This is a genomic window from Marinobacterium sp. xm-g-48, assembly GCF_013282925.1.
Classification (GTDB): domain Bacteria; phylum Pseudomonadota; class Gammaproteobacteria; order Pseudomonadales; family Balneatricaceae; genus Marinobacterium_E.
In genome coordinates, this window is the sequence record NZ_WBYQ01000002.1 from 39,442 (window position 1) to 59,599 (window position 20,158).

The 20,158-nt window shown below is 49.0% G+C and carries 20 protein-coding genes and 1 pseudogene; 16 read left to right on the forward strand and 5 right to left on the reverse strand.

Features of this window, described 5'->3' with window-relative positions; all coding sequences use genetic code 11:
- Nucleotides 1-17: 17 nt before the first annotated feature.
- Nucleotides 18-2,657, forward strand: coding sequence for a type I DNA topoisomerase (topA, locus tag XMG48_RS04135; protein ID WP_173480804.1), 2,640 nt, complete (start codon nt 18-20; stop codon nt 2,655-2,657).
- Nucleotides 2,657-3,166: a DUF6586 family protein gene (locus XMG48_RS04140; RefSeq protein WP_173480805.1), complete on the forward strand. Its 510-nt coding sequence runs from the start codon at nt 2,657-2,659 to the stop codon at nt 3,164-3,166. The genes topA and XMG48_RS04140 overlap by 1 nt, the downstream gene beginning before the upstream one ends.
- A 2-nt stretch (nt 3,167-3,168) precedes the next feature.
- Here XMG48_RS04140 and XMG48_RS04145 read toward each other — a convergent pair whose 3' ends face one another.
- The 3 genes from XMG48_RS04145 to lexA form a co-directional block, all read right to left on the reverse strand.
- The gene (locus XMG48_RS04145) at nt 3,169-3,636 is read right to left on the reverse strand and encodes a thioesterase family protein (RefSeq protein WP_173480806.1); all 468 of its coding nucleotides are present in this window, start codon (nt 3,634-3,636) and stop codon (nt 3,169-3,171) included.
- 129 nt (nt 3,637-3,765) lie between these two features.
- Nucleotides 3,766-4,170, reverse strand: a complete 405-nt coding sequence (locus XMG48_RS04150; RefSeq protein WP_173480807.1) for a SulA-like leucine-rich domain-containing protein — start codon at nt 4,168-4,170, stop codon at nt 3,766-3,768.
- Between the two features lie 11 nt (nt 4,171-4,181).
- On the reverse strand, nt 4,182-4,793 hold the full coding sequence (gene lexA, locus XMG48_RS04155; RefSeq protein ID WP_173480808.1) for a transcriptional repressor LexA: 612 nt from the start codon (nt 4,791-4,793) through the stop codon (nt 4,182-4,184).
- 151 nt (nt 4,794-4,944) lie between these two features.
- On the opposite strand from lexA, the gene dinG reads away from it, so the two are divergent.
- The 7 genes and pseudogenes from dinG (at nt 4,945) to XMG48_RS04190 (ending at nt 12,105) form a co-directional block, all read left to right on the forward strand.
- Nucleotides 4,945-7,062: an ATP-dependent DNA helicase DinG gene (dinG, locus tag XMG48_RS04160; RefSeq protein WP_173480809.1), complete on the forward strand. Its 2,118-nt coding sequence runs from the start codon at nt 4,945-4,947 to the stop codon at nt 7,060-7,062.
- Nucleotides 7,063-7,086: 24 nt separating this feature from the next.
- Nucleotides 7,087-8,400 (forward strand): annotated as a pseudogene (locus tag XMG48_RS04165) (DEAD/DEAH box helicase); the annotation flags it as partial.
- A gap of 269 nt (nt 8,401-8,669) precedes the next feature.
- Nucleotides 8,670-8,879, forward strand: a complete 210-nt coding sequence (locus tag XMG48_RS04170; RefSeq protein ID WP_173480811.1) for a hypothetical protein — start codon at nt 8,670-8,672, stop codon at nt 8,877-8,879.
- Between the two features lie 19 nt (nt 8,880-8,898).
- Nucleotides 8,899-9,921 carry an NAD(P)H-dependent glycerol-3-phosphate dehydrogenase gene (locus XMG48_RS04175; protein ID WP_173480812.1) on the forward strand — a complete coding sequence of 341 codons (1,023 nt, stop codon included), beginning with the start codon at nt 8,899-8,901 and terminating at the stop codon, nt 9,919-9,921.
- Nucleotides 9,922-9,923: 2 nt separating this feature from the next.
- Nucleotides 9,924-10,379: a histidine phosphatase family protein gene (locus tag XMG48_RS04180; protein ID WP_173480813.1), complete on the forward strand. Its 456-nt coding sequence runs from the start codon at nt 9,924-9,926 to the stop codon at nt 10,377-10,379.
- Nucleotides 10,380-10,409: 30 nt separating this feature from the next.
- Nucleotides 10,410-11,258 carry an alpha/beta fold hydrolase gene (locus XMG48_RS04185; protein ID WP_173480814.1) on the forward strand — a complete coding sequence of 283 codons (849 nt, stop codon included), beginning with the start codon at nt 10,410-10,412 and terminating at the stop codon, nt 11,256-11,258.
- Nucleotides 11,259-11,283: 25 nt separating this feature from the next.
- Nucleotides 11,284-12,105 (forward strand): DUF4892 domain-containing protein, encoded by an 822-nt coding sequence (locus tag XMG48_RS04190; RefSeq protein ID WP_173480815.1) that lies wholly within the window; start codon nt 11,284-11,286, stop codon nt 12,103-12,105.
- Between the two features lie 52 nt (nt 12,106-12,157).
- Here the strand turns inward: XMG48_RS04190 and folE are convergent, their stop codons facing one another.
- Together folE and XMG48_RS04200 are read right to left on the reverse strand one after the other, a co-directional pair.
- The gene (gene folE, locus XMG48_RS04195; RefSeq protein WP_173480816.1) at nt 12,158-12,697 is read right to left on the reverse strand and encodes a GTP cyclohydrolase I FolE; all 540 of its coding nucleotides are present in this window, start codon (nt 12,695-12,697) and stop codon (nt 12,158-12,160) included.
- A gap of 84 nt (nt 12,698-12,781) precedes the next feature.
- The gene (locus XMG48_RS04200) at nt 12,782-13,357 is read right to left on the reverse strand and encodes a Smr/MutS family protein (RefSeq protein ID WP_173480817.1); all 576 of its coding nucleotides are present in this window, start codon (nt 13,355-13,357) and stop codon (nt 12,782-12,784) included.
- A 54-nt stretch (nt 13,358-13,411) separates the two neighbouring features.
- On the opposite strand from XMG48_RS04200, the gene prmB reads away from it, so the two are divergent.
- The 7 genes from prmB to XMG48_RS04235 all read left to right on the forward strand — a co-directional run bounded on the left by prmB (nt 13,412) and on the right by XMG48_RS04235 (nt 20,155).
- Complete coding sequence (gene prmB, locus XMG48_RS04205) at nt 13,412-14,326, forward strand: 50S ribosomal protein L3 N(5)-glutamine methyltransferase (protein ID WP_173480818.1); 915 nt, start codon at nt 13,412-13,414, stop codon at nt 14,324-14,326.
- 36 nt (nt 14,327-14,362) lie between these two features.
- Nucleotides 14,363-15,460: a chorismate synthase gene (gene aroC, locus XMG48_RS04210; protein ID WP_173480819.1), complete on the forward strand. Its 1,098-nt coding sequence runs from the start codon at nt 14,363-14,365 to the stop codon at nt 15,458-15,460.
- A gap of 136 nt (nt 15,461-15,596) precedes the next feature.
- A complete protein-coding gene (locus XMG48_RS04215; protein ID WP_173480820.1) occupies nt 15,597-16,694 on the forward strand; it encodes a carboxynorspermidine decarboxylase in 1,098 nt (365 codons plus the stop codon).
- 34 nt (nt 16,695-16,728) lie between these two features.
- Nucleotides 16,729-17,970 carry a saccharopine dehydrogenase family protein gene (locus tag XMG48_RS04220; RefSeq protein WP_173480821.1) on the forward strand — a complete coding sequence of 414 codons (1,242 nt, stop codon included), beginning with the start codon at nt 16,729-16,731 and terminating at the stop codon, nt 17,968-17,970.
- 66 nt (nt 17,971-18,036) lie between these two features.
- Nucleotides 18,037-18,666 carry a LysE family translocator gene (locus XMG48_RS04225; protein WP_173480822.1) on the forward strand — a complete coding sequence of 210 codons (630 nt, stop codon included), beginning with the start codon at nt 18,037-18,039 and terminating at the stop codon, nt 18,664-18,666.
- A gap of 2 nt (nt 18,667-18,668) precedes the next feature.
- Complete coding sequence (locus XMG48_RS04230) at nt 18,669-19,823, forward strand: MFS transporter (protein WP_173480823.1); 1,155 nt, start codon at nt 18,669-18,671, stop codon at nt 19,821-19,823.
- A gap of 80 nt (nt 19,824-19,903) precedes the next feature.
- Nucleotides 19,904-20,155, forward strand: a complete 252-nt coding sequence (locus tag XMG48_RS04235; protein WP_173480824.1) for a DUF6489 family protein — start codon at nt 19,904-19,906, stop codon at nt 20,153-20,155.
- Nucleotides 20,156-20,158: the final 3 nt, after the last annotated feature.

Genomic DNA, 20,158 nt, shown 5'->3' on the forward strand with positions numbered 1-20,158 from the left:
TGAATAGGTAGATAAAAATGGGTAAAACCCTGGTAATTGTGGAGTCACCAGCCAAGGCCAAGACGATCAATAAGTATCTTGGTAACCAGTACGTGGTTAAGTCCAGTGTTGGTCACATCCGTGATCTGCCGACCAGTGGTAGTGCCCAGAAGTCTGATCCTAAAGAGCGCGCTAAACAGGCTGCTTTGACACGCAAACTCTCGCCAGAGCAGAAGGTTGAGCATAAAAAGCGCAAACAGAAAGAGCAGCTTATTGCCCGTATGGGGATTGATCCCAACAAGGATTGGGCAGCTCATTATGAGATCCTTCCCGGTAAAGAGAAGGTCGTTGATGAACTGCGCAAACTAGCTAAGAGCGCTGATCAGATCTATCTAGCAACCGATTTGGACCGTGAAGGGGAGGCCATTGCATGGCACCTTCGCGAAGCGATTGGCGGTGACGATTCACGCTACCGTCGTGTTGTCTTTAACGAGATTACCAAGAAAGCGATCAATGAAGCGTTCGAAAAACCGAGCGATCTAGACCTAAACCGCGTTAATGCGCAGCAAGCGCGCCGTTTTCTTGATCGCGTTGTTGGTTATATGGTCTCTCCACTTCTTTGGGAGAAGGTCGCTCGTGGTCTGTCGGCGGGTCGTGTTCAATCCGTTGCGGTACGCCTGGTCGTTGAACGTGAACGTGAAATTCGTGCCTTTATTCCTGATGAGTATTGGGAATTGCATGCGGATGCGCAGACTCAAGGTGATAAAGCGGTTCGTCTAGAGGTCGTTAAACAGGCCGGTGCGGCATTTAAACCGACCAATGAAGATCAGGCGATGGCTGCTGTCAAAGCGCTGCAAAGTGCCTCTTATGAGGTCGTTAATCGTGAAGATCGTCCAACCAGCAGCAAGCCCTCTGCACCCTTTATTACCTCTACCTTGCAGCAGGCCGCCAGCACCCGTTTAGGTTTCGGTGTTAAGAAGACCATGATGCTCGCTCAGCGTCTCTATGAAGCGGGTTACATTACCTACATGCGTACCGACTCGACTAACTTAAGTAACGAGGCGGTTGAAGCGGCACGAGAGTTTATTGGTTCTCAGTTTGGTGGTGAATACTTGCCACCTCAGCCGATTCGCTACAGCTCTAAAGAGGGCGCACAAGAGGCGCACGAGGCGATCCGTCCATCGGATGTCAATGTTACCTCTGACACATTGAATGGTGTCGATGCCGACGCTGTTCGTCTGTACGACCTGATTCGTAACCAATTCCTAGCCTGTCAAATGACACCCGCTCGTTACCTAAGTACCCGTGTCACAGTGAAAGCGGGTGCCTATGAGCTGACCACTAAAGGTCGTGTCTTGCAGTTCGACGGTTACACCCGTGTGATGAACTTCCGCGGTAAATCGGATGAAGATCAGATCCTACCTGACATGCAGGTGGGTGAATCACTAACACTTAAAGCCTTGGACCCTAGCCAGCACTTTACGAAACCGGCACCGCGCTACACAGAAGCGAGTTTGGTTAAAGAGCTTGAGAAGCGCGGTATTGGTCGTCCGTCCACCTACGCAGCGATTATCTCGACAATTCAAGATCGTGGTTACGTCGAAGTTCAAAACCGTCGCTTCTATGCACAAAAAATGGGCGATATCGTTACGGATCGTCTGGCTGAAAGTTTCCCAGACCTTATGGACTTCAGCTTTACCGCGCGTATGGAAGAGAAGCTGGATGATGTGGCAGATGGTGACATCAACTGGAAGGATCTTCTTAACAACTTCTACACACAGTTCGAAGGCGAACTGGAAGCGGCTCAATCAGCGGATGGTGGCATGCGTGCCAATGATCCAACCGAGACCGATATCAGCTGTCCAGCATGTCAGCGCCCAATGATGATTCGTACGGCAACGACGGGCGTCTTCTTGGGTTGCTCTGGTTATGCTTTGCCACCTAAAGAGCGTTGTAAAACGACCATCAACCTGATTCCTGGTGATGAGGTTGTCGCAGTGGATGCAGACGATGAGGCAGAGTCACGTCTGCTTCTAGAGAAGCACCGTTGTGGTAAATGTGGCTCCTCTATGGACTCCTACTTGATCGATGAGAAGCGCAAGTTACACATCTGTGGTAACAACCCAGATTGTGACGGCTTTGAGGTCGAAGAGGGTAACTACCGTATCAAGGGCTATGAAGGCCCTGTAGTCGAGTGTGATAAGTGTAGCGCTGAGATGCACCTTAAAACGGGCCGTTTCGGTAAGTTCTTTGGTTGTACCAACTCAGAGTGTAAAAACACACGTAAGCTGCTCAAGAATGGTGAAGTGGCTCCGCCTAAGATGGATCCAGTTCCGATGCCGGAGCTTAAGTGTCAGAAGGTTGACGATACCTACATCCTGCGTGATGGAGCCAGTGGTCTATTCCTGGCAGCAAGCCAATTCCCACGTAATCGTGAGACCCGTGCACCTCTGGTCAAAGAGTTGATTCCACATAAAAATGCGATTGACCCTAAATATCACTTCTTAATGGAAGGACCTCAGCAAGATGAGCAGGGTAACCCCGCTCAAATACGTTACAGCCGCAAAACCAAAGAGCAGTACCTTATGACGGAAGTTGACGGTAAGGCGACTGGTTGGAGAGCTTACTTCACCAATGGTATGTGGCAAATTGAAGCAGCCAAAGCTAAGAAGCGTTAATGGCTGACCTATACTCCCAGCGTGTGAATCAAACACTCGCGTTTGCACAATACGCGCTGGTGGGTATCAACACTGAGTTGACCGGTGAATCGACCAATCGTATGAAGCTTCGTGGCCTGCAAGAGGCTGCGCTGTTTCATTTAGACAGCGCCTATAAAGCCTATCTTAATGAGTTGGCTGAACGTGAGCGTGTCCTGCTGACCCAGTCGACACCCTCTGAATTGAGCAAGGCTTTTAAGCAACAGGGAATCCATTCCAGTGAGTTGGATGAGATGGAGCTGCTCTGTCAGGATTCCGGTAGTTGGTTGTCTAAGTTGATCAGTGCCATCAAAGCTATTCATAAACCCCTACCTCCCTCGCAAGAGAGCGCTAGCCAATCTGACATAGCAATTATAGATTTGGCCAAAGAATCGAGCCTTGAGGAGCAACTGGAGACTGAGTTGCAGGGGTGGTTTGAGCAGTTACGAGCGATGATCCTAAGACATCGCTCTAACGCGCAAGAGTGGTAAACTCAGTTCATTCCTTTCGTTTCAACACCCTTCACAAAAAGATGATCATTTAGATAGTGTCCTGTTGCATCACCAAGAGGGGCTGATTTGCGACTGCTCACATCCATCTGAACAATGGTCGTCTCTGCCGTCGCGACACAGACATCATCTTGGAATAGCACCTGGTAGAGTCCAAATGAGCTGGTACCCACGCGAGTTACACCGGTGCCAATATCCAGACGTCCTGGCCAAGTGATCTCACCTAGAAAGTTCAAATGCAGACTGGCAATGACAAATTCGCAATTGTCATTGGCGAGTGGGTCTTTTGGATCGTAGAGAAATTCGACACGGCCCGTCTCTAGGTAGGTACTGAATGCGGCATTATTCACCTGGCCCTGACGATCGGTATCGGCATAACGGATCTTATCAAATGTTTGGATAGGGAAGTCGGTTAACTGATACGGCTGCTGATTTGGCTTGTGCGATCCCACACTGTTCTCCTTGTAAGTGGTGCTTCTCTATTGAGCCTATGATGGTTCTGGGTCTGATTCAAGCTAAATAAAAAAGCCGCTCAAAGAGCGGCTATGGGGGTCTTTGCTACAACGCAGCAAAGGGGGAGGCTAAATTTTTTTACGTACCAATAGACACTCTGTTTCGCTAGCGATCTGTGTGCGTTTCAGTTGGCTGACTAACGCGTCATCGGCAGGGTCGTTGTGCCAGCAGATCAGTGTGTGACAGGTTCCCGCTTGCAGTGCGCGCTGAGCCAGTTTGTCTAAACCATGGCGCTTATCACGACGAAGTATCCATACTTTTTTAAGGTCGACGCCTGCATCCGCGAGCACCTGCTTAGTTAATGATTTTGGCGGCTCTAACATAACTAGCCAGCTCTCTTTTTGACTTAATGCGGCAAGCATCGGCATAAGCATGGTGTTCAGATTTACCTGTGAGGTGTGCTGAATCAGCTCAGTCAAAACCAGTGGTTTAAGACCCGCATCATTCTGTGCAAATTGATTGTAAGCAATCATGGTGATTACCTTTAAAAGTCATTCTGTTGACGAATTACGCCAACACCCAAGCCTTCGATGGTTAACTGCTCTTCACGAAGATCAACTTTAATCGGGTCGAACTCTTCGTTCTCTGCTATCAAGTAGACCATGTGACCATCGCGGTGGAATCGTTTTACCGTGACATCTTCACCGACACGAGCAACGACTATCTGACCCTCACGTGCTTCACGTGTTTGGTGAACTGCCAAGAGATCACCATCCATAATGCCGATGTCTTTCATACTCATGCCGCGGACACGGAGTAGGTAGTCTGCTCTTGGGCGAAAGAAGTCTGAACTGATGGTGCAGTAATCATCGATGTGTTGTTCAGCGAGGATGGGTTCACCTGCGGCAACCTGACCGATGATCGCTAGGCCCTCCTGCTCCTCCTCTTCACCGACGATACGGATACCGCGAGAGGTGCCAGGGATCATCTCAATGGCCCCTTTACGTGCTAAGGCCTTTAGGTGCTCCTCTGCTGCATTGGCAGATTTAAACCCTAGATCGCGAGCAATATCGACGCGTGTAGGTGGAAATCCTGTTTCATCAATATGGCGACGGATGCAATCAAGCACCTCTTCTTGACGATTTGTAAGCTTCATAAACGCCCCCTATGACAGTACTGATTGGAATTTAAATGACTGTCTGTTTATTCAGTATTTGTATTTTTATACAGTATTTTAAATGTCGTCAAGTTTTTTCTGTTTGTATATCCAGTATTTTTGTATGATGGCCAACTAATTCGGAGGCGATGTGCTTAACAAAGAGACCCAAACCACCATACAGACAGCTTATCGCGCATTTCTAAATGCTCGCGATTTAAAGGCTCGTTATGCACAAAAGCATATGATTGCAGCGGTCGCACGGCAGTTGGGTGGTATCTTGTCGGACGATGCGGGTCAGCGTCTGGGTGAAAATCATCTGGTCGCCGTAGAGGCTGGAACGGGCACCGGTAAAACCATTGCTTACCTGCTGGCCGCACTTCCAATAGCGCAGGCTAAAGGTAAAACGCTGATCATTTCCACTGCTACCGTTGCACTTCAGGAACAGCTCTTATTGAAAGATCTTCCTGAGTTGGCTGAGCACGCTGGTATTGAATTTAAGTACGAAATTGCCAAAGGGCGTCGGCGCTACCTCTGTGTTAGCCGATTAGAGTCTCTTCTTAGTAATCAGCAGGATCTTTCACAGTCAGCCCTGTTTGAAGATGAGTTGGCCCAAGTTTTGGGGCCTGAACAGATCAAAGAGTACAGCGGCCTGTTGGATGAGTTTGCCAGTGGTCGTTGGAAGGGTGATCGTGATGAGCTAGAGCGCAACCTGGATGATGAGACCTGGATGCCGCTTACCTCAGACCATATGCAGTGTACCAATCGTCGCTGTGCGCATTTCAACGCCTGTCCGTTTTATCGTGCTAGGGCCGATATTGAGACAACCGATCTCTTGGTGGTCAACCACGATCTTGTACTGGCTGACTTGGCGTTAGGCGGTGGTGCGATTCTTCCTGAACCGGCCGATTCAATCTACATATTTGATGAGGCGCATCATCTGGGTGATAAGGCGACTAACCACTTCGCGCTCTCTATGCGAGTTAAAGCGAGTGAAAAGGCCTTCAAAACCCTGGAGCGTCAGTTAAAAGGGCTGTTGGATGAAGCGGATTCTGCATTGGTTTTGCAAGATCCAATCAGTCGTATTCAATCCAGTCTCAATGTGGTTCAGGGGCATTTGCAGCGTCTGGACGATCTAGTCTCTGAACAGTTTTTGCCACTCCCGGTGGATGAGCGCAGGTTGCGCTACCCGCAAGGCAGGGTACCCGACAGTTTGGCTAGCCTGACACGTGAATTGGCTCAGTTTTTATCACAGGTTGATCCTCAGTTAGAGAAGATTATTAATGCCCTTAAAGGGGCGATGGAAGATGAAGAGTCTGCACTCGATAAGGGTGTAGGGGAGCGCTGGTTGCCACCGCTAAGTACCCAGTTTAGCCGTGTCCAGAAGATGATGTGGCTGTGTAGAAGTTTTTCGCAAGATATTGAAAATGAAGAGGATAAAGTTGCAAGGTGGTTGGTTCGTCATGAGTCTGAAGCGGGTCGCGATATTGAACTTCACAGCGCCCCTGTCTCCGCTCAAAACCATCTTCAAGATCTGCTCTGGGATCAGTGTTACGGTGCGGTTTTAACCTCAGCAACGCTAACGGCCCTTGGGCGGTTTGATTCCCTCTTTACTCAATTGGGTCTCCCTTTGGATACGCCAGCACTGCGAATGCCTAGTCCTTTTGACTACGCCAATAAGGCCGTTTTGCATGTCCCGAAAATGAAGTTCGATCCTTCAAAAGCGGATCTTCATACCGAAGAGGTTGCTGATTGGCTTAACCGAGAGTTACCCAATTTAACCTCTGTATTGGTTCTGTTTACCTCTTGGCGCCAAATGCGTCGAGTCGAGGAGTTAATCGATACCAAGCTGCTGTCACGGTTAACCGTTCAAGGTGAGCTCAGTAAGCAAGCGATGCTGGTAGAGCACAAAGCAAGAATTGATCGTGACGAACCCAGTGTTATTTTTGGTTTGGCGTCGTTTGCAGAGGGTGTAGATCTACCCGGTCACTACCTAAAAGATGTTATCATTACCAAGTTGCCTTTTAGTGTTCCAGATGATCCTGTGGATGCGACCTTGGCTGAGTGGATAGAAGCCCGCGGTGGTAACCCTTTCATGGAGATAAGTGTACCCGCAGCCTCTATCAAACTAACTCAAGCGGCAGGCAGATTACTGCGTACGGAGAATGATTCCGGTCGTGTTGTTTTACTTGATAGGCGTGTCGTGACACGTCGTTATGGACAGCAGTTGATCGATGCGCTTCCTCCTTTTGCGCGCCATTTTGAATGATCTATTGATTGAGAGATCCCGGTTTTGACTACAGATACCAACCCAGAACAGCAACAAGATAACCAAGATTCAAATGATAAGCGCCGTCGCACCCAGCGTCGTCGTCCACGCAAAACCCGTGATGACAAGCCTCGTCGCTCACAAGAGTGGAACCTTGATCAGTTTGTTGTAGAGCCACAAGAGGGTAAGGATCGTTTCCACGATTTCTACCTGCCAGATTCATTGATGCGTGGTATTCATGAACTTGGCTTTGAGTACGCAACTCCGATTCAAGCGGCAACGATTAAGCCGGCACTTCAAGGCCGTGACATCATTGGTAAGGCTCAGACCGGTACCGGTAAAACTGCAGCTTTTCTAATCGGGATCATTACCGATCTTCTCGACTTCAAGTTGGATGTTGAACCGCGCAAGGGTGAACCCCGTGCATTGATCATTGCACCGACACGAGAGTTGGCTCTGCAGATTGCAGCCGATGCAGAAGGCCTATGTAAATACACTGGTTTAAGTATCGTCTCGCTGGTAGGTGGCATGGATTATGACGTGCAGCGTGCAGCACTCGCCAAAGCGCCTGTCGATATTTTGGTCGCGACACCGGGTCGCTTGATCGACTTCGTCAGAAATCAGGATATCGATCTCTACAACGTAGAGGTGTTGGTGCTGGATGAGGCTGATCGTATGTTGAGCATGGGCTTCATTCCCGATGTGCGTACCATCATTCGTTCAACACCGCGTAAGGGCGCTGAGCGTCAAACACTGCTCTACAGTGCAACCTTCACCGATGAGATTATGCGTTTAGCGGCGCAGTGGACGCGTGATCCGGTCACGATTGAGATCGAATCAGAGCATCAAACTACGGATAACGTTTCTCAAACGGTATTTCTTGTCTCAAGTGATGAGAAGTACAACTTGCTGCGTAACTACTTACGTATCAATGGCGTCGAGAAAGCGATCGTATTCTGTAACCGTCGTCATGAGACGCGTAAGTTGGCAGAGCGTCTAGAGAAAGACGGTGTCAAAGCGGCCATGATGTCGGGTGAGATCCCACAGAACAAACGCATCAAAACCCTAGAGGGTTTCCGCAGTGGCAAGATCGAAGTCCTAGTGGCTACCGACGTTGCTGGTCGCGGTATACACATTGATGGTGTGAGCCATGTTGTGAACTATCAGCTTCCTGAAGATGCGGATGACTATGTTCACCGTATTGGTCGAACCGGCCGTGCAGGCGCTACCGGTGAATCAATCTGTTTTGCCTGTGAAGACGATTCGTTCCTTATCCCAGACATTGAGTCGATGACCGGTGTTAAATTGAACTGTATCCACCCTGATGCTGAATTGCTGGTTGATCCAAACAGTGTTGTAGTGGAAGAGGCTGTTGAAACAGAGTCGACCGAATTGGAAGCGACAGAGACTGAAACTGAAACCGTTGTTGACGCGCCAGTGGCGGAAGAGCCTCTAGCAAATGAGTCAGTCGACCTAACGGAAGTCTCATCAGAAGAGACGGCTGGCGAGATTGATGTGCTACCCCTTGAAAGAGCTGCTGAGACAAGCGAAGAGCAGTTAGATTTAGAGATCACTGAAGAGAACGACGATAAGGAGTCTCGCAGTTAATGAGTGGTGATCGTCACGGCCTAGCGGGTATTCAAAAAATAGTGGCCATGATTGTCAGTGCGTTTTTCGCAGTGATTGGATTGCTAGGCTTTAGCAATAGTGGAGATCCGGTTCAACTGATCCTCTTTCTCGTTGCAGCGATCATCTCTTGGTATGTGATTGCGATGTTGTTCAAGTTGGTTGAACGAATTTTAGATTCCTTAGGTTAGGTTGAGTTAGGTAAAGGTAATGCAGACAGTGACTAAGGTTGCCGTGTTAGGCGGTGGGAGTTTCGGTACCGTCATCGCCAATATGACGGCTGAAAAAGGTATCCCGACCTCCTTGTGGGTACGTCGAGCTGAACTGGCTAATGATATTAACCAGCAGCGTTGTAACGATCGCTATGTGCCCAACTACCCATTAGCCGACTCCTTGGTTGCGACTGATGATATCGAGTCCGCATTAAAAGACGCTCAGGTTGTCTTTATTGCGATTCCAAGCAGTGGCTTTCGAGCGGTTCTGAATCAAGCTAAACCCTACCTCAACGATGAACAATTGATCGTTAGCACGACCAAAGGCATCGAAGCTGTTAGCTTCAGTCTGATGAGTCAAATCATGGAGCAGGAGTGCCCAGCGCATCGATCGGGTGTGATCAGTGGCCCTAACCTGGCTAAAGAGATCGCCAAGCGTGAACTGACCGCTACGGTCATTGCCAGTACCGATGAGAATCTTCGAGAGACGGTTCAAGAGCTTCTTCAGTCTAGCTATTTCCGTGTCTATGCCAGCGCTGATACCTTCGGTGTGGAGCTCGGTGGCACCTTGAAGAACATCTACGCCATTGCGTCCGGCATGAGTGCTGCGTTGGGTATGGGTGAAAACACTAAAAGCATGCTGATCACGCGCTCTCTAGCAGAGATGAGTCGTCTTGCGGTGAGCATGGGCGCTAATCCATTGACCTTCCTTGGATTAGCGGGTGTGGGAGATCTGGTCGTGACCTGTCTATCACCTCTGTCACGTAACTACCGAGTTGGTTATGCGTTGGGGCAGGGTAAGTCGTTGGATCAAGCAGTGGCTGAGCTGGGAGAGGTCGCTGAGGGTGTCAATACACTGAAGTTGGTGAGCGAGCACGCAGAGCAGCAAGATGTCTACATGCCTCTTGTGCGTGGCCTCTACGAGGTAGTCTTTAATCAGGCGCCCGTCAAAGTGGTCATCGGTAAGATGATGGAAGGTGCCCACAGTGCCGATGTTGAGTTTACACTCTCGGGTTCCTGAACATGCGAATCCTATTGATGCGTCATGCGGAGGCTGCCCCTGGCTTCCCAGACGAATCACGTCGCTTAACCCCTTATGGGGAGGCGTCACTGCAAAATCGCCCTGAAGGTCTACAGCCTTTCTTAGATGAATTGACCCACATCTTTGTCAGCCCCTATCAGCGTACTCAGCAGACATTAGCTAACCTTCTGCCCAATCGGGAGGCTCTGCTTCTTGATCTGATTACCCCTGAGGGTGAGCCTGAAGCCGTGTTTAACTATCTGCAATCTCTGCCCGATGAGAGCAGGGTTCTATTAGTGACACACATGCCCTTGGTGGGTCGTCTATTCAGCTCGCTCGTTGAGGGTGAAAGTCGCTTTGGCGTTGGGTTTATGCCCGCTCAAATCGAGGTGGTCGATTGTGATCTGCCTGCAGCGGGGCTGGGTCGCTCCATTGCTCAGTTTACTCATTACCCCTGAACCTACCGCTTACATTTGATAGAAAACAGCATGATTCATCCAAGAGAGATTAGGTTTACCGTTCACAGTCGAACCATTACTGCACTGCAGTGGGGTGAGGATGACCAACCGTTGATTTTGGCACTACACGGTTGGCTAGATAATGCCGAGAGTTACTACAAATTAGCGCCTCACTTGGCGGGTTTTCGTGTTGTCGCTATCGATATGGCAGGGCATGGTCAGTCAGATTGGCGCAGTGCGGATTCGGGCTATCCTGTTTGGGGTTATGTAGAAGATCTTCATGCGGTTAAGCGCCAACTTCAACCCGATGGGGCAATTCGAATACTGGCTCACTCTTTAGGTGCTGGTGTGGCGTCTCTCTACGCCGGGACATTTCCGGATCAGGTGTTAACACTTGGCTTGATAGAGAACCTAGCTCCGTTTACAAACGCCCCCGATCAATTTGCTGAGAATTTAAGCCAGTCGATAACGGATAACTTGTCGATTCAAAAACAGGCTTCTGCTAAATCCAAAGCATTGCTGACCAAGTTAAGAGCAACGGGTCGCTTCCCTGTGCCAGTGGATGCGGCTGAGCGCTTAGTGGTGCGCAGTAGTGAACAACTGCCCAATGGAGAGCTCAGAATACGAGTGGATCCCAGACTCAAATTGCGCTCTTCAGTACGTTTAACAGAAGAGCAGGTTCGCAGCACTCTTGCTCAGATAGAGTCACCTGTTTTGGTGATTGCGGGTCAGTCAGGTTTGAGCCAGGAGCTGACCCAAGCACGCTTACCCTTCGTAAAAAATATCGAATTTAGATGGATGCCGGGTGGGCATCATCTACACTTAGAGGATGAGGTCGTGCCACAGATGGCTGCGGCATTTAATGAGTTTTTTGGTTGAGTGAGTGTGTTGAATGATTAGGCTAGTGTTACATCGACTGTTACCCCTGTTTCTATTCTCCTCCATGGCGTTTGCGAATGGGGCTGCTCCTCTGCCCAATGGTATCAGTATTGACCCATCCGCTGAGCTCGATAAACAGATCACTCAAACCGTTCGAGATTATCGCTTTCCTTTAGGCGCTGTCGTTAAGATCAATCGAGATGTTCGCATCGATAAAGAGCAGCAACTGTCGGGCCAACTCACGCGTACAACCTGGGAGATGCCAAAATCATTTGATCCCCATGAACTGCTGCAGGTGCTTCGTGATCAGGTAATTACCCAAAAAGGTGAAATCCTGTTTGAGTGTGATGGTAGAGATTGCGGAACCAGTAATATCTGGGCGAATGACCTATTTAATAATGCCGACCTCTATGGTCGTGATGACTACCAACGCTATTTTGCTGCTAAGCTGGATGATCAATACCTTGCGGCTTACGCGGTAAGACGGGGTAACCGACGTGTCTATCTTCACCTCGATCAGATCACTGAAGCGGAACAGGCGGTGCCTTGGTTGGTGCTACTAGAAGAACGTGGCTGGGTTAAATTACCCAACATCGAAGAGCCAACCCTTAAGCTGTTAGCTGATCATCTGCAGCAAAATCTTTCGCCAATTCGATTGGTCGGTCATCAGCAGGGCAGTGATCAAGGAATTGCTGAACAGGAATCAATGCGCTTAGTTGAACAGGTGAAGGCTTACCTGGATAGGGCAGGCGTAGCCACTGGCCAACTCGAAGTACACGGAATAGGGGCATTAGCACCCAGTGTGCTGGGTGCCGACCAATCTGCTGTGGTCGTGATCGCTAAATAGAAGATCCGATTGGGTGTCAGACTGGAAGTCAGACACCAAACAGCTGAGGTGACTAGTTTACCAGTGACAGGAATTCAGCACGTGTTGCGGGATTAGATCGGAAGCTTCCCAGCATCATTGATGTCTTCATCATCGCGTTTTGCTTTTCGACACCGCGCATCATCATGCACATGTGTTGCGCTTCAATCACAACGCCTACACCCAGAGCACCGGTCACCTCTTGAAGTGCTTCGGCAATCTCTTTGGTCATGTTCTCTTGGATCTGAAGACGGCGTGCGTACATGTCTACGATGCGCGCTATTTTCGACAGACCAATCACTTTACCCTGTGGAATATATGCAACGTGGGCTTTGCCAATGAAAGGGAGTAGGTGGTGTTCACACATTGAGTAGATCTCAATATTTTTCACGAGCACCATTTCAGAGTTGTCTGATGGGAAAAGCGCTCCGTTAACCACCTCTTCAAGCGACTGGTCGTAGCCTTTGGTCAGAAACTTCATCGCTTTTGCAGCGCGTTTAGGCGTATCTAACAAACCTTCGCGGTTAAGATCTTCGCCAATCGCTTCAATGATGTTTTCGTAGGCTTTTTCCATGACTCTATTCCTTTCTCGGGCCTATTTATGCCCGTTAACAACTAAGCGGGCAAACATACGCCAATGTCACCCTTGGGTAAAGGTTTACCGATTGGATTTATGACGCTCATCCGATTTAAGAAGCAGGTAGAGTGCTCCGGTTCCGCCATCTTTTGGCTGAGCAGAGCAGAACGCTAGCACGCCCTCTGTCTGTTGCAGCCACTCGCTGACGTAAGTCTTCAAAAGGGCAGGTTTGTTAGGGTCAGTATAGGATTTGCCATGAACAATCAGTATCGATTTGAGGCCCTGCTTACGACAATCCCTAATAAACAGATGCAACTCGTTGCGTGCTTGGTCGACGGTAAATCCGTGCAGATCAAGACCAGCATCCCAACCTAAGTGACCCGATTGCATCCGTTTGATTAACTTCAGTTGAACACCGGGTACTGCAAAAAGAATGCTCTCTTCGGCACTGAGTAATTCGTGATGAGTAGAGTTTAGCCCATCGACGATAAGCTCCTCTTTTTCGGCGGCCGCCAGTCGACGATATTCAATCGATCCCTCATCGGGTTTGTTGACGGGGCGTTGAATATCAGCGCGATTCTGCTCAATCGGCGTCACATCCTTAAAAAGCTCCTTTAGAGAAGCGAAATCACTGATCTTATCACTCTTATCAGACATGTTGATTACAGGTAAACTATGGCAACTTTTGATTCGGATATTATCAGGTTAGCCATGAGCTCAGATCAAGCAGTGATCGAACAACTTCTCACTCTTCGCGATTACGTTCGCTGGACACTCAGTGAGATGAACCGTCACCAAGTCTATTTTGGTCATGGCCATGTAGACGCTTGGGATGAGGCGCTGCAGTTAGTGTTTAATGCGGTTGATCTTCCGTGGGATAGTTCAGCTGAACTGTTAGACGCAAAACTTCTGCCCTCAGAAAGAGAGCGTGTCATCGATTTTGTGCAGCAGCGCTGCCAGCAACGTAAACCACTACCGTACATCACCGGTGAGGCTTGGTTTATGGGACTGCCATTCACTGTTGATGAGCGTGTCTTGGTTCCGCGGTCGCCGATCGCACAGCTGATCGAACAGCAGTTCCAGCCTTGGCTGGGCGATGTGGATGTAGAGCGCGTTCTGGATCTTTGCACCGGAAGTGGTTGTATCGGTATCGCTTGTGCTTATGCATTTGATCAAGCTGAGGTAGATCTTGCCGATCTATCAGACGATGCACTTGCGGTGGCTAATATCAATGTGGCACGTCATGAGATGGAAGAGCGTGTGCGCGTTGTCCACAGTGATCTGTTTAACAATTTAGAAGGTGAGGTTTACGACCTAATCGTCACCAATCCCCCGTACGTTGATGCTCTGGATGTAGCCTCAATGCCTGCTGAATATCAGCATGAACCTGAAATGGCGTTAGGTTCAGGTGATGATGGTTTGGATATTACTCGCCGCATCTTGAGAGAGGCGGGTCGTCATCTGAGTGAACAGGGGCTTCTGGTGGTGGAAGTGGGCAATTCAGAGGTGCATCTAATGCAGGCTTACCCTGAGCTTCCACTAATATGGGTTGAGCTCGATCAGGGCGGTAATGGTGTCTTTGTTATTGATGCTCCCAGTCTTCGTGCACACCAAGAATTTATTTAATGACTGAGCTGCGGCTCAAACAGAAGGATTAGGACCATGTCCGGTAATACATACGGAAAGCTTTTCACAATCACCACCTTTGGCGAGAGCCATGGCCCAGCACTGGGTGCCATTGTCGATGGCTGTCCTCCTGGGATTGAGTTGTGTGAAGAGGATCTTCAGCTGGATCTTGATCGTCGTAAACCAGGAACCTCACGTCACACGACGCAGCGTCGCGAACCAGACCAAGTGAAGATTCTGTCTGGGGTTTTTGAAGGTAAGACCACCGGTACATCCATTGGTTTGCTGATCGAGAATACCGATCAACGTTCAAAAGATTACGGCAACATCAAAGATCAATTCCGTCCTGCTCACGCCGACTACACCTATCATCACAAGTACGGTATCCGTGACTACCGTGGTGGTGGTCGATCTTCGGCTCGTGAGACTGCGATGCGTGTAGCAGCCGGTGCTATTGCGAAGAAAGTACTAGCGAAGCAGGGCATTGAAATTCGTGGCTACCTGTCACAGCTCGGTCCTATCGCTATTGATCACACTCAGTTTGATTGGAATGAAGTGGGTAATAACCCCTTTTTCTCACCTGATGCTGATGCTGCAGCAAAAATGGAAGTCTACATGGACGAGTTACGCAAAGAGGGTAACTCAGTGGGCGCTAAGATCTCTGTCGTTGCTTCGGGTGTTCCTGTCGGGCTGGGTGAACCTATTTTCGATCGCTTGGATGCCGATCTTGCCCACTCACTGATGAGTATCAATGCCGTGAAAGGGGTAGAGATTGGTGATGGTTTTGCATCGGTTGCGCAAAAAGGGACTGAGCATCGCGATGAGATGACGAAAGAGGGCTTCCTTTCGAATCACGCGGGTGGAATCTTAGGCGGTATCTCCAGTGGCCAAGATATCATTGCGCACATCGCGCTTAAGCCAACCTCAAGCATGCGCCTGCCTGGACGCAGTATTGATAAGTTTGGTAATGAAGTGGAGGTGGTTACCAAAGGCCGTCATGACCCCTGTGTCGGTATTCGTGCCACACCCATTGCAGAAGCGATGATGGCTCTGACTTTGGTTGATCATCTGCTGCGTCATCGCGGCCAAAATGCGGATGTATCGGTTGATACGCCGGTGCTGGGTCAGCTTTAAAATTTATCCATAATTTATGGAGTTGCTGGTACTGTCGGTGACAGGCTTAAGCCAGTCACGGCGACTCCGTAGTTAACTGAGTGTACCGGTGACTGGCTTTCAGCCTGTCACCCTATTAACTTGATTATTTGCTCATATGTTGAAAACGCCTTACTACCTTATCGATCGATCGAAACTCCAAAAGAACCTGGAGAAGATCGCCTACGTACGTGAGCATTCGGGTGCTAAATCACTGCTTGCACTGAAATGCTTCGCGACCTGGTCCGTGTTTGATCAAATGTCGCAGTATATGGACGGTACTACATCATCCTCACTCTATGAAGTTAAATTAGGTCATGACAAGTTTCCCGGTGAAACACACGCTTACTCGGTCGCCTATGACGATCATGAGATAGAGGAGGTGCTCGCTAACTGTGACAAGATCATCTTCAACACCATCAATCAGTTTGAGCGCTTTGAAGAGCAGAGCCGTGAGAAAACGCGTGGCTTGCGCGTGAATCCGGGTATTTCAACCTCTGAGTTCATCATTGCCGATCCAGCACGTCCGTATAGCCGCCTGGGTGAGTGGGACCCTGAGCGTATCGAAACGGTAGTCGATAAAATTTCCGGTTTCATGTTCCACAACAACTGTGAAAATGGCGATTTTGAGCGTTTCAGTGCCATGCTCAGTGATATCGAAGCGCGCTTTGGCCACCTGATTGCCAAAATGAAATGGATCAGTCTAGGGGGTGGTATCCACTTTACCGGAGATGACTATCCGCTTGATCAATTCTGTCAGCGTTTGAAGTCCTTTTCTGAAACCTATGGTGTTCAGGTCTATTTAGAGCCTGGTGAAGCGGCCATTAGCAAGAGTACAACGCTCGAAGTATCGGTATTGGATACACTCTACAACGGTAAGCACCTAGCGATTGTTGATAGCTCGATTGAAGCGCATATGCTCGATCTTTTGATCTATCGAGAGGACGCTCGTATGCCACCTTGTGATGGTGAGTACAGCTATCAGCTGTGCGGTAAGTCTTGCTTGGCAGGCGATATTTTTGGTGAGTTTAATTTTAATCATGAGCTTAAAGCCGGTGATCGACTCTCAATAGAGGATGCGGGTGGCTACACCATGGTTAAGAAAAACTGGTTCAATGGTGTGAAAATGCCCTCTATAGCCATTAAAGAGTTTGATGGTTCGATCAAACTTGTTCGTGAATTTGGTTATCAAGACTTTGTCGATAACCTCTCTTAATAGTGTTAAGTAACGCATCGGAGTGCGCGATCTTATGAAAAAGAATGTACTAATTATTGGCGGCGGTGGTGTTGCCCAGGTGGTGGCGCATAAATGCGCCCAACACAACGATATCCTCGGTGATATAGCGATCGCTTCAAGAACCAAATCGAAGTGTGACGCGATCATCGACAGCATCCACGAGAAGGGTGCAATGAAGGTGGATGGCAAGTTAACGGCTCATGCACTGGATGCAATGGATACAGCCGCGACGGTTGCATTGATCAAAGCGACGGGCTCTGAGATCGTGCTTAATGTCGGTTCAGCCTTCGTCAATATGTCGGTACTTGAAGCCTGTATTGAAACGGGTGTCGCTTACCTAGACACCGCTATTCACGAAGACCCACTTAAGATTTGTGAAAACCCACCTTGGTACGGTAACTACGAGTGGAAACGTCGCGAGCGCTGTAAAGAGACAGGCACCACGGCTATTTTGGGCTGTGGCTTTGATCCAGGTGTCGTAAACGCTTATGCGGCACTGGCTAAAAATGAGTACTTCGATACGCTCGAGTCAGTCGACATTATCGACATCAATGCGGGCGATCACGGTCACTGGTTCGCCACCAACTTCGACCCTGAGATCAACTTCCGTGAGTTTACCGGACGTGTCTACTCTTGGCAGAACAATCAGTGGCAAACCAACCAGATGTTTGAGATCAGTCGTACTGACGATCTGCCTGTGGTGGGTGAGCGCACAAGCTACATGACGGGTCACGATGAGATCCACTCTCTATCAGCCAACCTAGGTTGTCCTAATGTACGTTTCTGGATGGGCTTTGGGGAACGTTACATCACCGTATTCACGGTTCTAAAGAATCTGGGTCTTCTCTCTGAGCAGCCAATCGAAACGGCTGAAGGGCAGAGTGTTGTCCCTCTTAAAGTGGTTAAAGCTTGTCTTCCAGATCCTGCGTCACTTGCACCCAACTACACCGGTAAGACCTGTATAGGTGATCAGGTGAAAGGAACTAAAGATGGTCAAGAGCGTGAAGTGTTCATCTACAACGTTGCTGACCATAAAGATGCCTACAATGAGGTCGGTAGCCAGGGTATCTCCTACACCGCTGGTGTTCCACCGGTTGCAGCTGCGTTATTGATTGCGACGGGTGAATGGGATTGTAAAACGATGGTTAACGTAGAGGAGTTGGATCCACGTCCATTCCTGAATCATCTTAACCACATGGGTCTGCCAACATGGATCCGTGACGAAAATGGAGAGCGTCCGCTCGATTTCTCTTAATATCGACTAGCTCCCATCAAGCCCAGATGTTATAACGAAAACTTGTTATCGCACTGGGCTTTTTTAATGCTTGAACTCTTCCCTTGGGCCGCGTTTCTGGTGGCCATTACCCTATTAACACTGACCCCCGGTGTCGATACGATGATGGTATTGCGACGCTCTGTAGGCAGTCGAAGCCAGGGGTTTTTAGCCAGTCTTGGTATCTGCTTGGGGCTGTTTGTGCACGGAACATTGAGTGCATTAGGCGTGGCTGCCATTCTGGCCAGTTCAGAAACACTGTTCTTTTACATGCAGATGTTAGGAGCAGGCTATTTGATCTATCTTGCACTGCAAGCGTTTAAAGATCTGTTCAGAGGACGCGCATTGATTTTGGAAACTGCTACTAATGAAAGCGCTCTACGCTCGGCCTTCTACCAAGGTTTTCTCAACAATCTGTTAAACCCGAAAACCTTACTCTTCTATATGGCTCTGTTACCGCAATTTCTGGTATCGGGCTATTCACCTCTCCTACAGTCTCTGATGATGGCGTTAATCCATTTTTGTATTGCCATGGTCTGGCAGGGTGGTTTGGTATTAGGTGTCGATCGAGCCCGTCATCTTCTGTTCAATAGAGGTGTGATCAGAGCCTTAGATGGCTTAAGTGGAACTGTTTATCTGATGTTCGGACTACGCCTCTTACTTGGTGAGCGTAGTTAACGATGCGCCTTGAGCTAAGACTTTCACTCTTCTACTACACCTTCTTTTCACTGTTAGGCGTGGTGATGCCATTTTGGGCTCCCTATCTTAGCCATGAAGGTTTCAATGCTGAGGAGATTGGACTTCTATTAGGCGCGTTTCACCTCTCTAGGCTTTATGCTCCAAGTATTTGGGGCTATGTGGCCGATCGTCATATGGAGCGCATGCGGGTTGTTAAACTGGGTGCACTGCTGGCCGTATTAGCCTTTGTTCCGGTGCTGTTCATTGAGGGGTTTTGGCCGCTGCTGCTTGCGATGCTCTGCTTCTCATTTTTCTGGAATGCGATTTTGCCGCAATTTGAAGTAGTTACCTTAAGTCATCTAGGTGAGAAGCGAGATCGCTACGGGAAAATTCGTTTGTGGGGGTCCGTTGGGTTCATTGCGGCTACCTTGATCGGTGGTGAGTTGTTCATAGACGATCAGATCGAGTGGGTGCCTATTGGGTTGTTGGTGGTATTAATTGCTATCTACTTTGCAACCTGGACGGTTCCCAAGCCGGCTGCCGCACCGATCAATTCCGCCAAATCTGTCTCTGTTGCAAAGGTGATGAGACGTCCTGAAGTGATACAGTTCTTTGCACTGATCTTTTTTGCACAATTGGCTCACGGCCCCTACAACGGTTTTTACACCCTCTTGCTGCAGCAAGAGGGGTATAGCGGCTTATCCATAGGTTTATTGTGGTCTTTAGGCGTTCTGGCTGAGATAGCGATGTTCGCTGTGTTGCACAAATTGTGGCAACGCTTTTCGCTCGTAAGTGTCTTTATGGCGAGTTTAATGCTGGCAGTGCTGCGCTGGTTAATGATGGCAACCCTGTCTGACTCACTGCTAATTATCATACTCTCTCAACTGCTACATGCTGCCAGTTTTGCGGTGCTGCATGCCAGTGGCATTCGTATTGTGCAGCAGCTCTTTCCCGCTGGAAGCGAGGGCAGGGCGCAGGCTCTGCACTCTAGCCTCGGCTTTGGCTTAGGTGGTCTGTTTGGTTCCATCATTGCTGGCTACCTTTGGCACCACTTCGGTTCTGGCGTTAGTTTCATCTTTGCGGCGGCAGCCAGCCTCGTAGCTCTGTTGTTGATATCCTTCGGTAAGTTGCCGGCAAAAGTGCAGCAAAATAGCTAAAAAGGTTTTTTTGCAGTGCGAAAATAAACGCGTTATGCTCAAGCCTACAGGCTTCTTAAAAGTGCTGGATGGAGATCGTTATGAAAATCAGTGTAGATGTTGATTTAACCCCAGAAGAGTTTCGCCGCACCCTAGGTCTACCCGATGTGTCCGAAATTCAAAAAGAGTTAGTTGAACAGTTTAGACAGCAGATGCTTAATGGCGCAGATGGTTATGACGCTCTCTCTTTAATGCAGCCCTATCTAAATTCAGGCCTAAATTCGATGGAGGCCATGCAAAAGGCTTTCTTCGGAATGATGACCAGCAATACCAGTGATAAAAACGATAAATAATTG

Coding starts and splice junctions, on each gene's coding strand:
- XMG48_RS04140 (WP_173480805.1), top strand. CDS start 2,657: ATGGCTGACCTATACTCCCAGCGTGTGAATCAAACACTCGCGTTTGCA.
- XMG48_RS04180 (WP_173480813.1), top strand. CDS start 9,924: ATGCGAATCCTATTGATGCGTCATGCGGAGGCTGCCCCTGGCTTCCCA.
- prmB (WP_173480818.1), top strand. CDS start 13,412: ATGAGCTCAGATCAAGCAGTGATCGAACAACTTCTCACTCTTCGCGAT.
- XMG48_RS04200 (WP_173480817.1), bottom strand. CDS start 13,357: ATGTCTGATAAGAGTGATAAGATCAGTGATTTCGCTTCTCTAAAGGAG.
- XMG48_RS04150 (WP_173480807.1), bottom strand. CDS start 4,170: ATGATTGCTTACAATCAATTTGCACAGAATGATGCGGGTCTTAAACCA.
- XMG48_RS04185 (WP_173480814.1), top strand. CDS start 10,410: ATGATTCATCCAAGAGAGATTAGGTTTACCGTTCACAGTCGAACCATT.
- XMG48_RS04220 (WP_173480821.1), top strand. CDS start 16,729: ATGAAAAAGAATGTACTAATTATTGGCGGCGGTGGTGTTGCCCAGGTG.
- XMG48_RS04235 (WP_173480824.1), top strand. CDS start 19,904: ATGAAAATCAGTGTAGATGTTGATTTAACCCCAGAAGAGTTTCGCCGC.
- folE (WP_173480816.1), bottom strand. CDS start 12,697: ATGGAAAAAGCCTACGAAAACATCATTGAAGCGATTGGCGAAGATCTT.
- XMG48_RS04175 (WP_173480812.1), top strand. CDS start 8,899: ATGCAGACAGTGACTAAGGTTGCCGTGTTAGGCGGTGGGAGTTTCGGT.
- aroC (WP_173480819.1), top strand. CDS start 14,363: ATGTCCGGTAATACATACGGAAAGCTTTTCACAATCACCACCTTTGGC.
- XMG48_RS04225 (WP_173480822.1), top strand. CDS start 18,037: ATGCTTGAACTCTTCCCTTGGGCCGCGTTTCTGGTGGCCATTACCCTA.
- topA (WP_173480804.1), top strand. CDS start 18: ATGGGTAAAACCCTGGTAATTGTGGAGTCACCAGCCAAGGCCAAGACG.
- lexA (WP_173480808.1), bottom strand. CDS start 4,793: ATGAAGCTTACAAATCGTCAAGAAGAGGTGCTTGATTGCATCCGTCGC.
- XMG48_RS04170 (WP_173480811.1), top strand. CDS start 8,670: ATGAGTGGTGATCGTCACGGCCTAGCGGGTATTCAAAAAATAGTGGCC.
- XMG48_RS04230 (WP_173480823.1), top strand. CDS start 18,669: ATGCGCCTTGAGCTAAGACTTTCACTCTTCTACTACACCTTCTTTTCA.
- XMG48_RS04215 (WP_173480820.1), top strand. CDS start 15,597: ATGTTGAAAACGCCTTACTACCTTATCGATCGATCGAAACTCCAAAAG.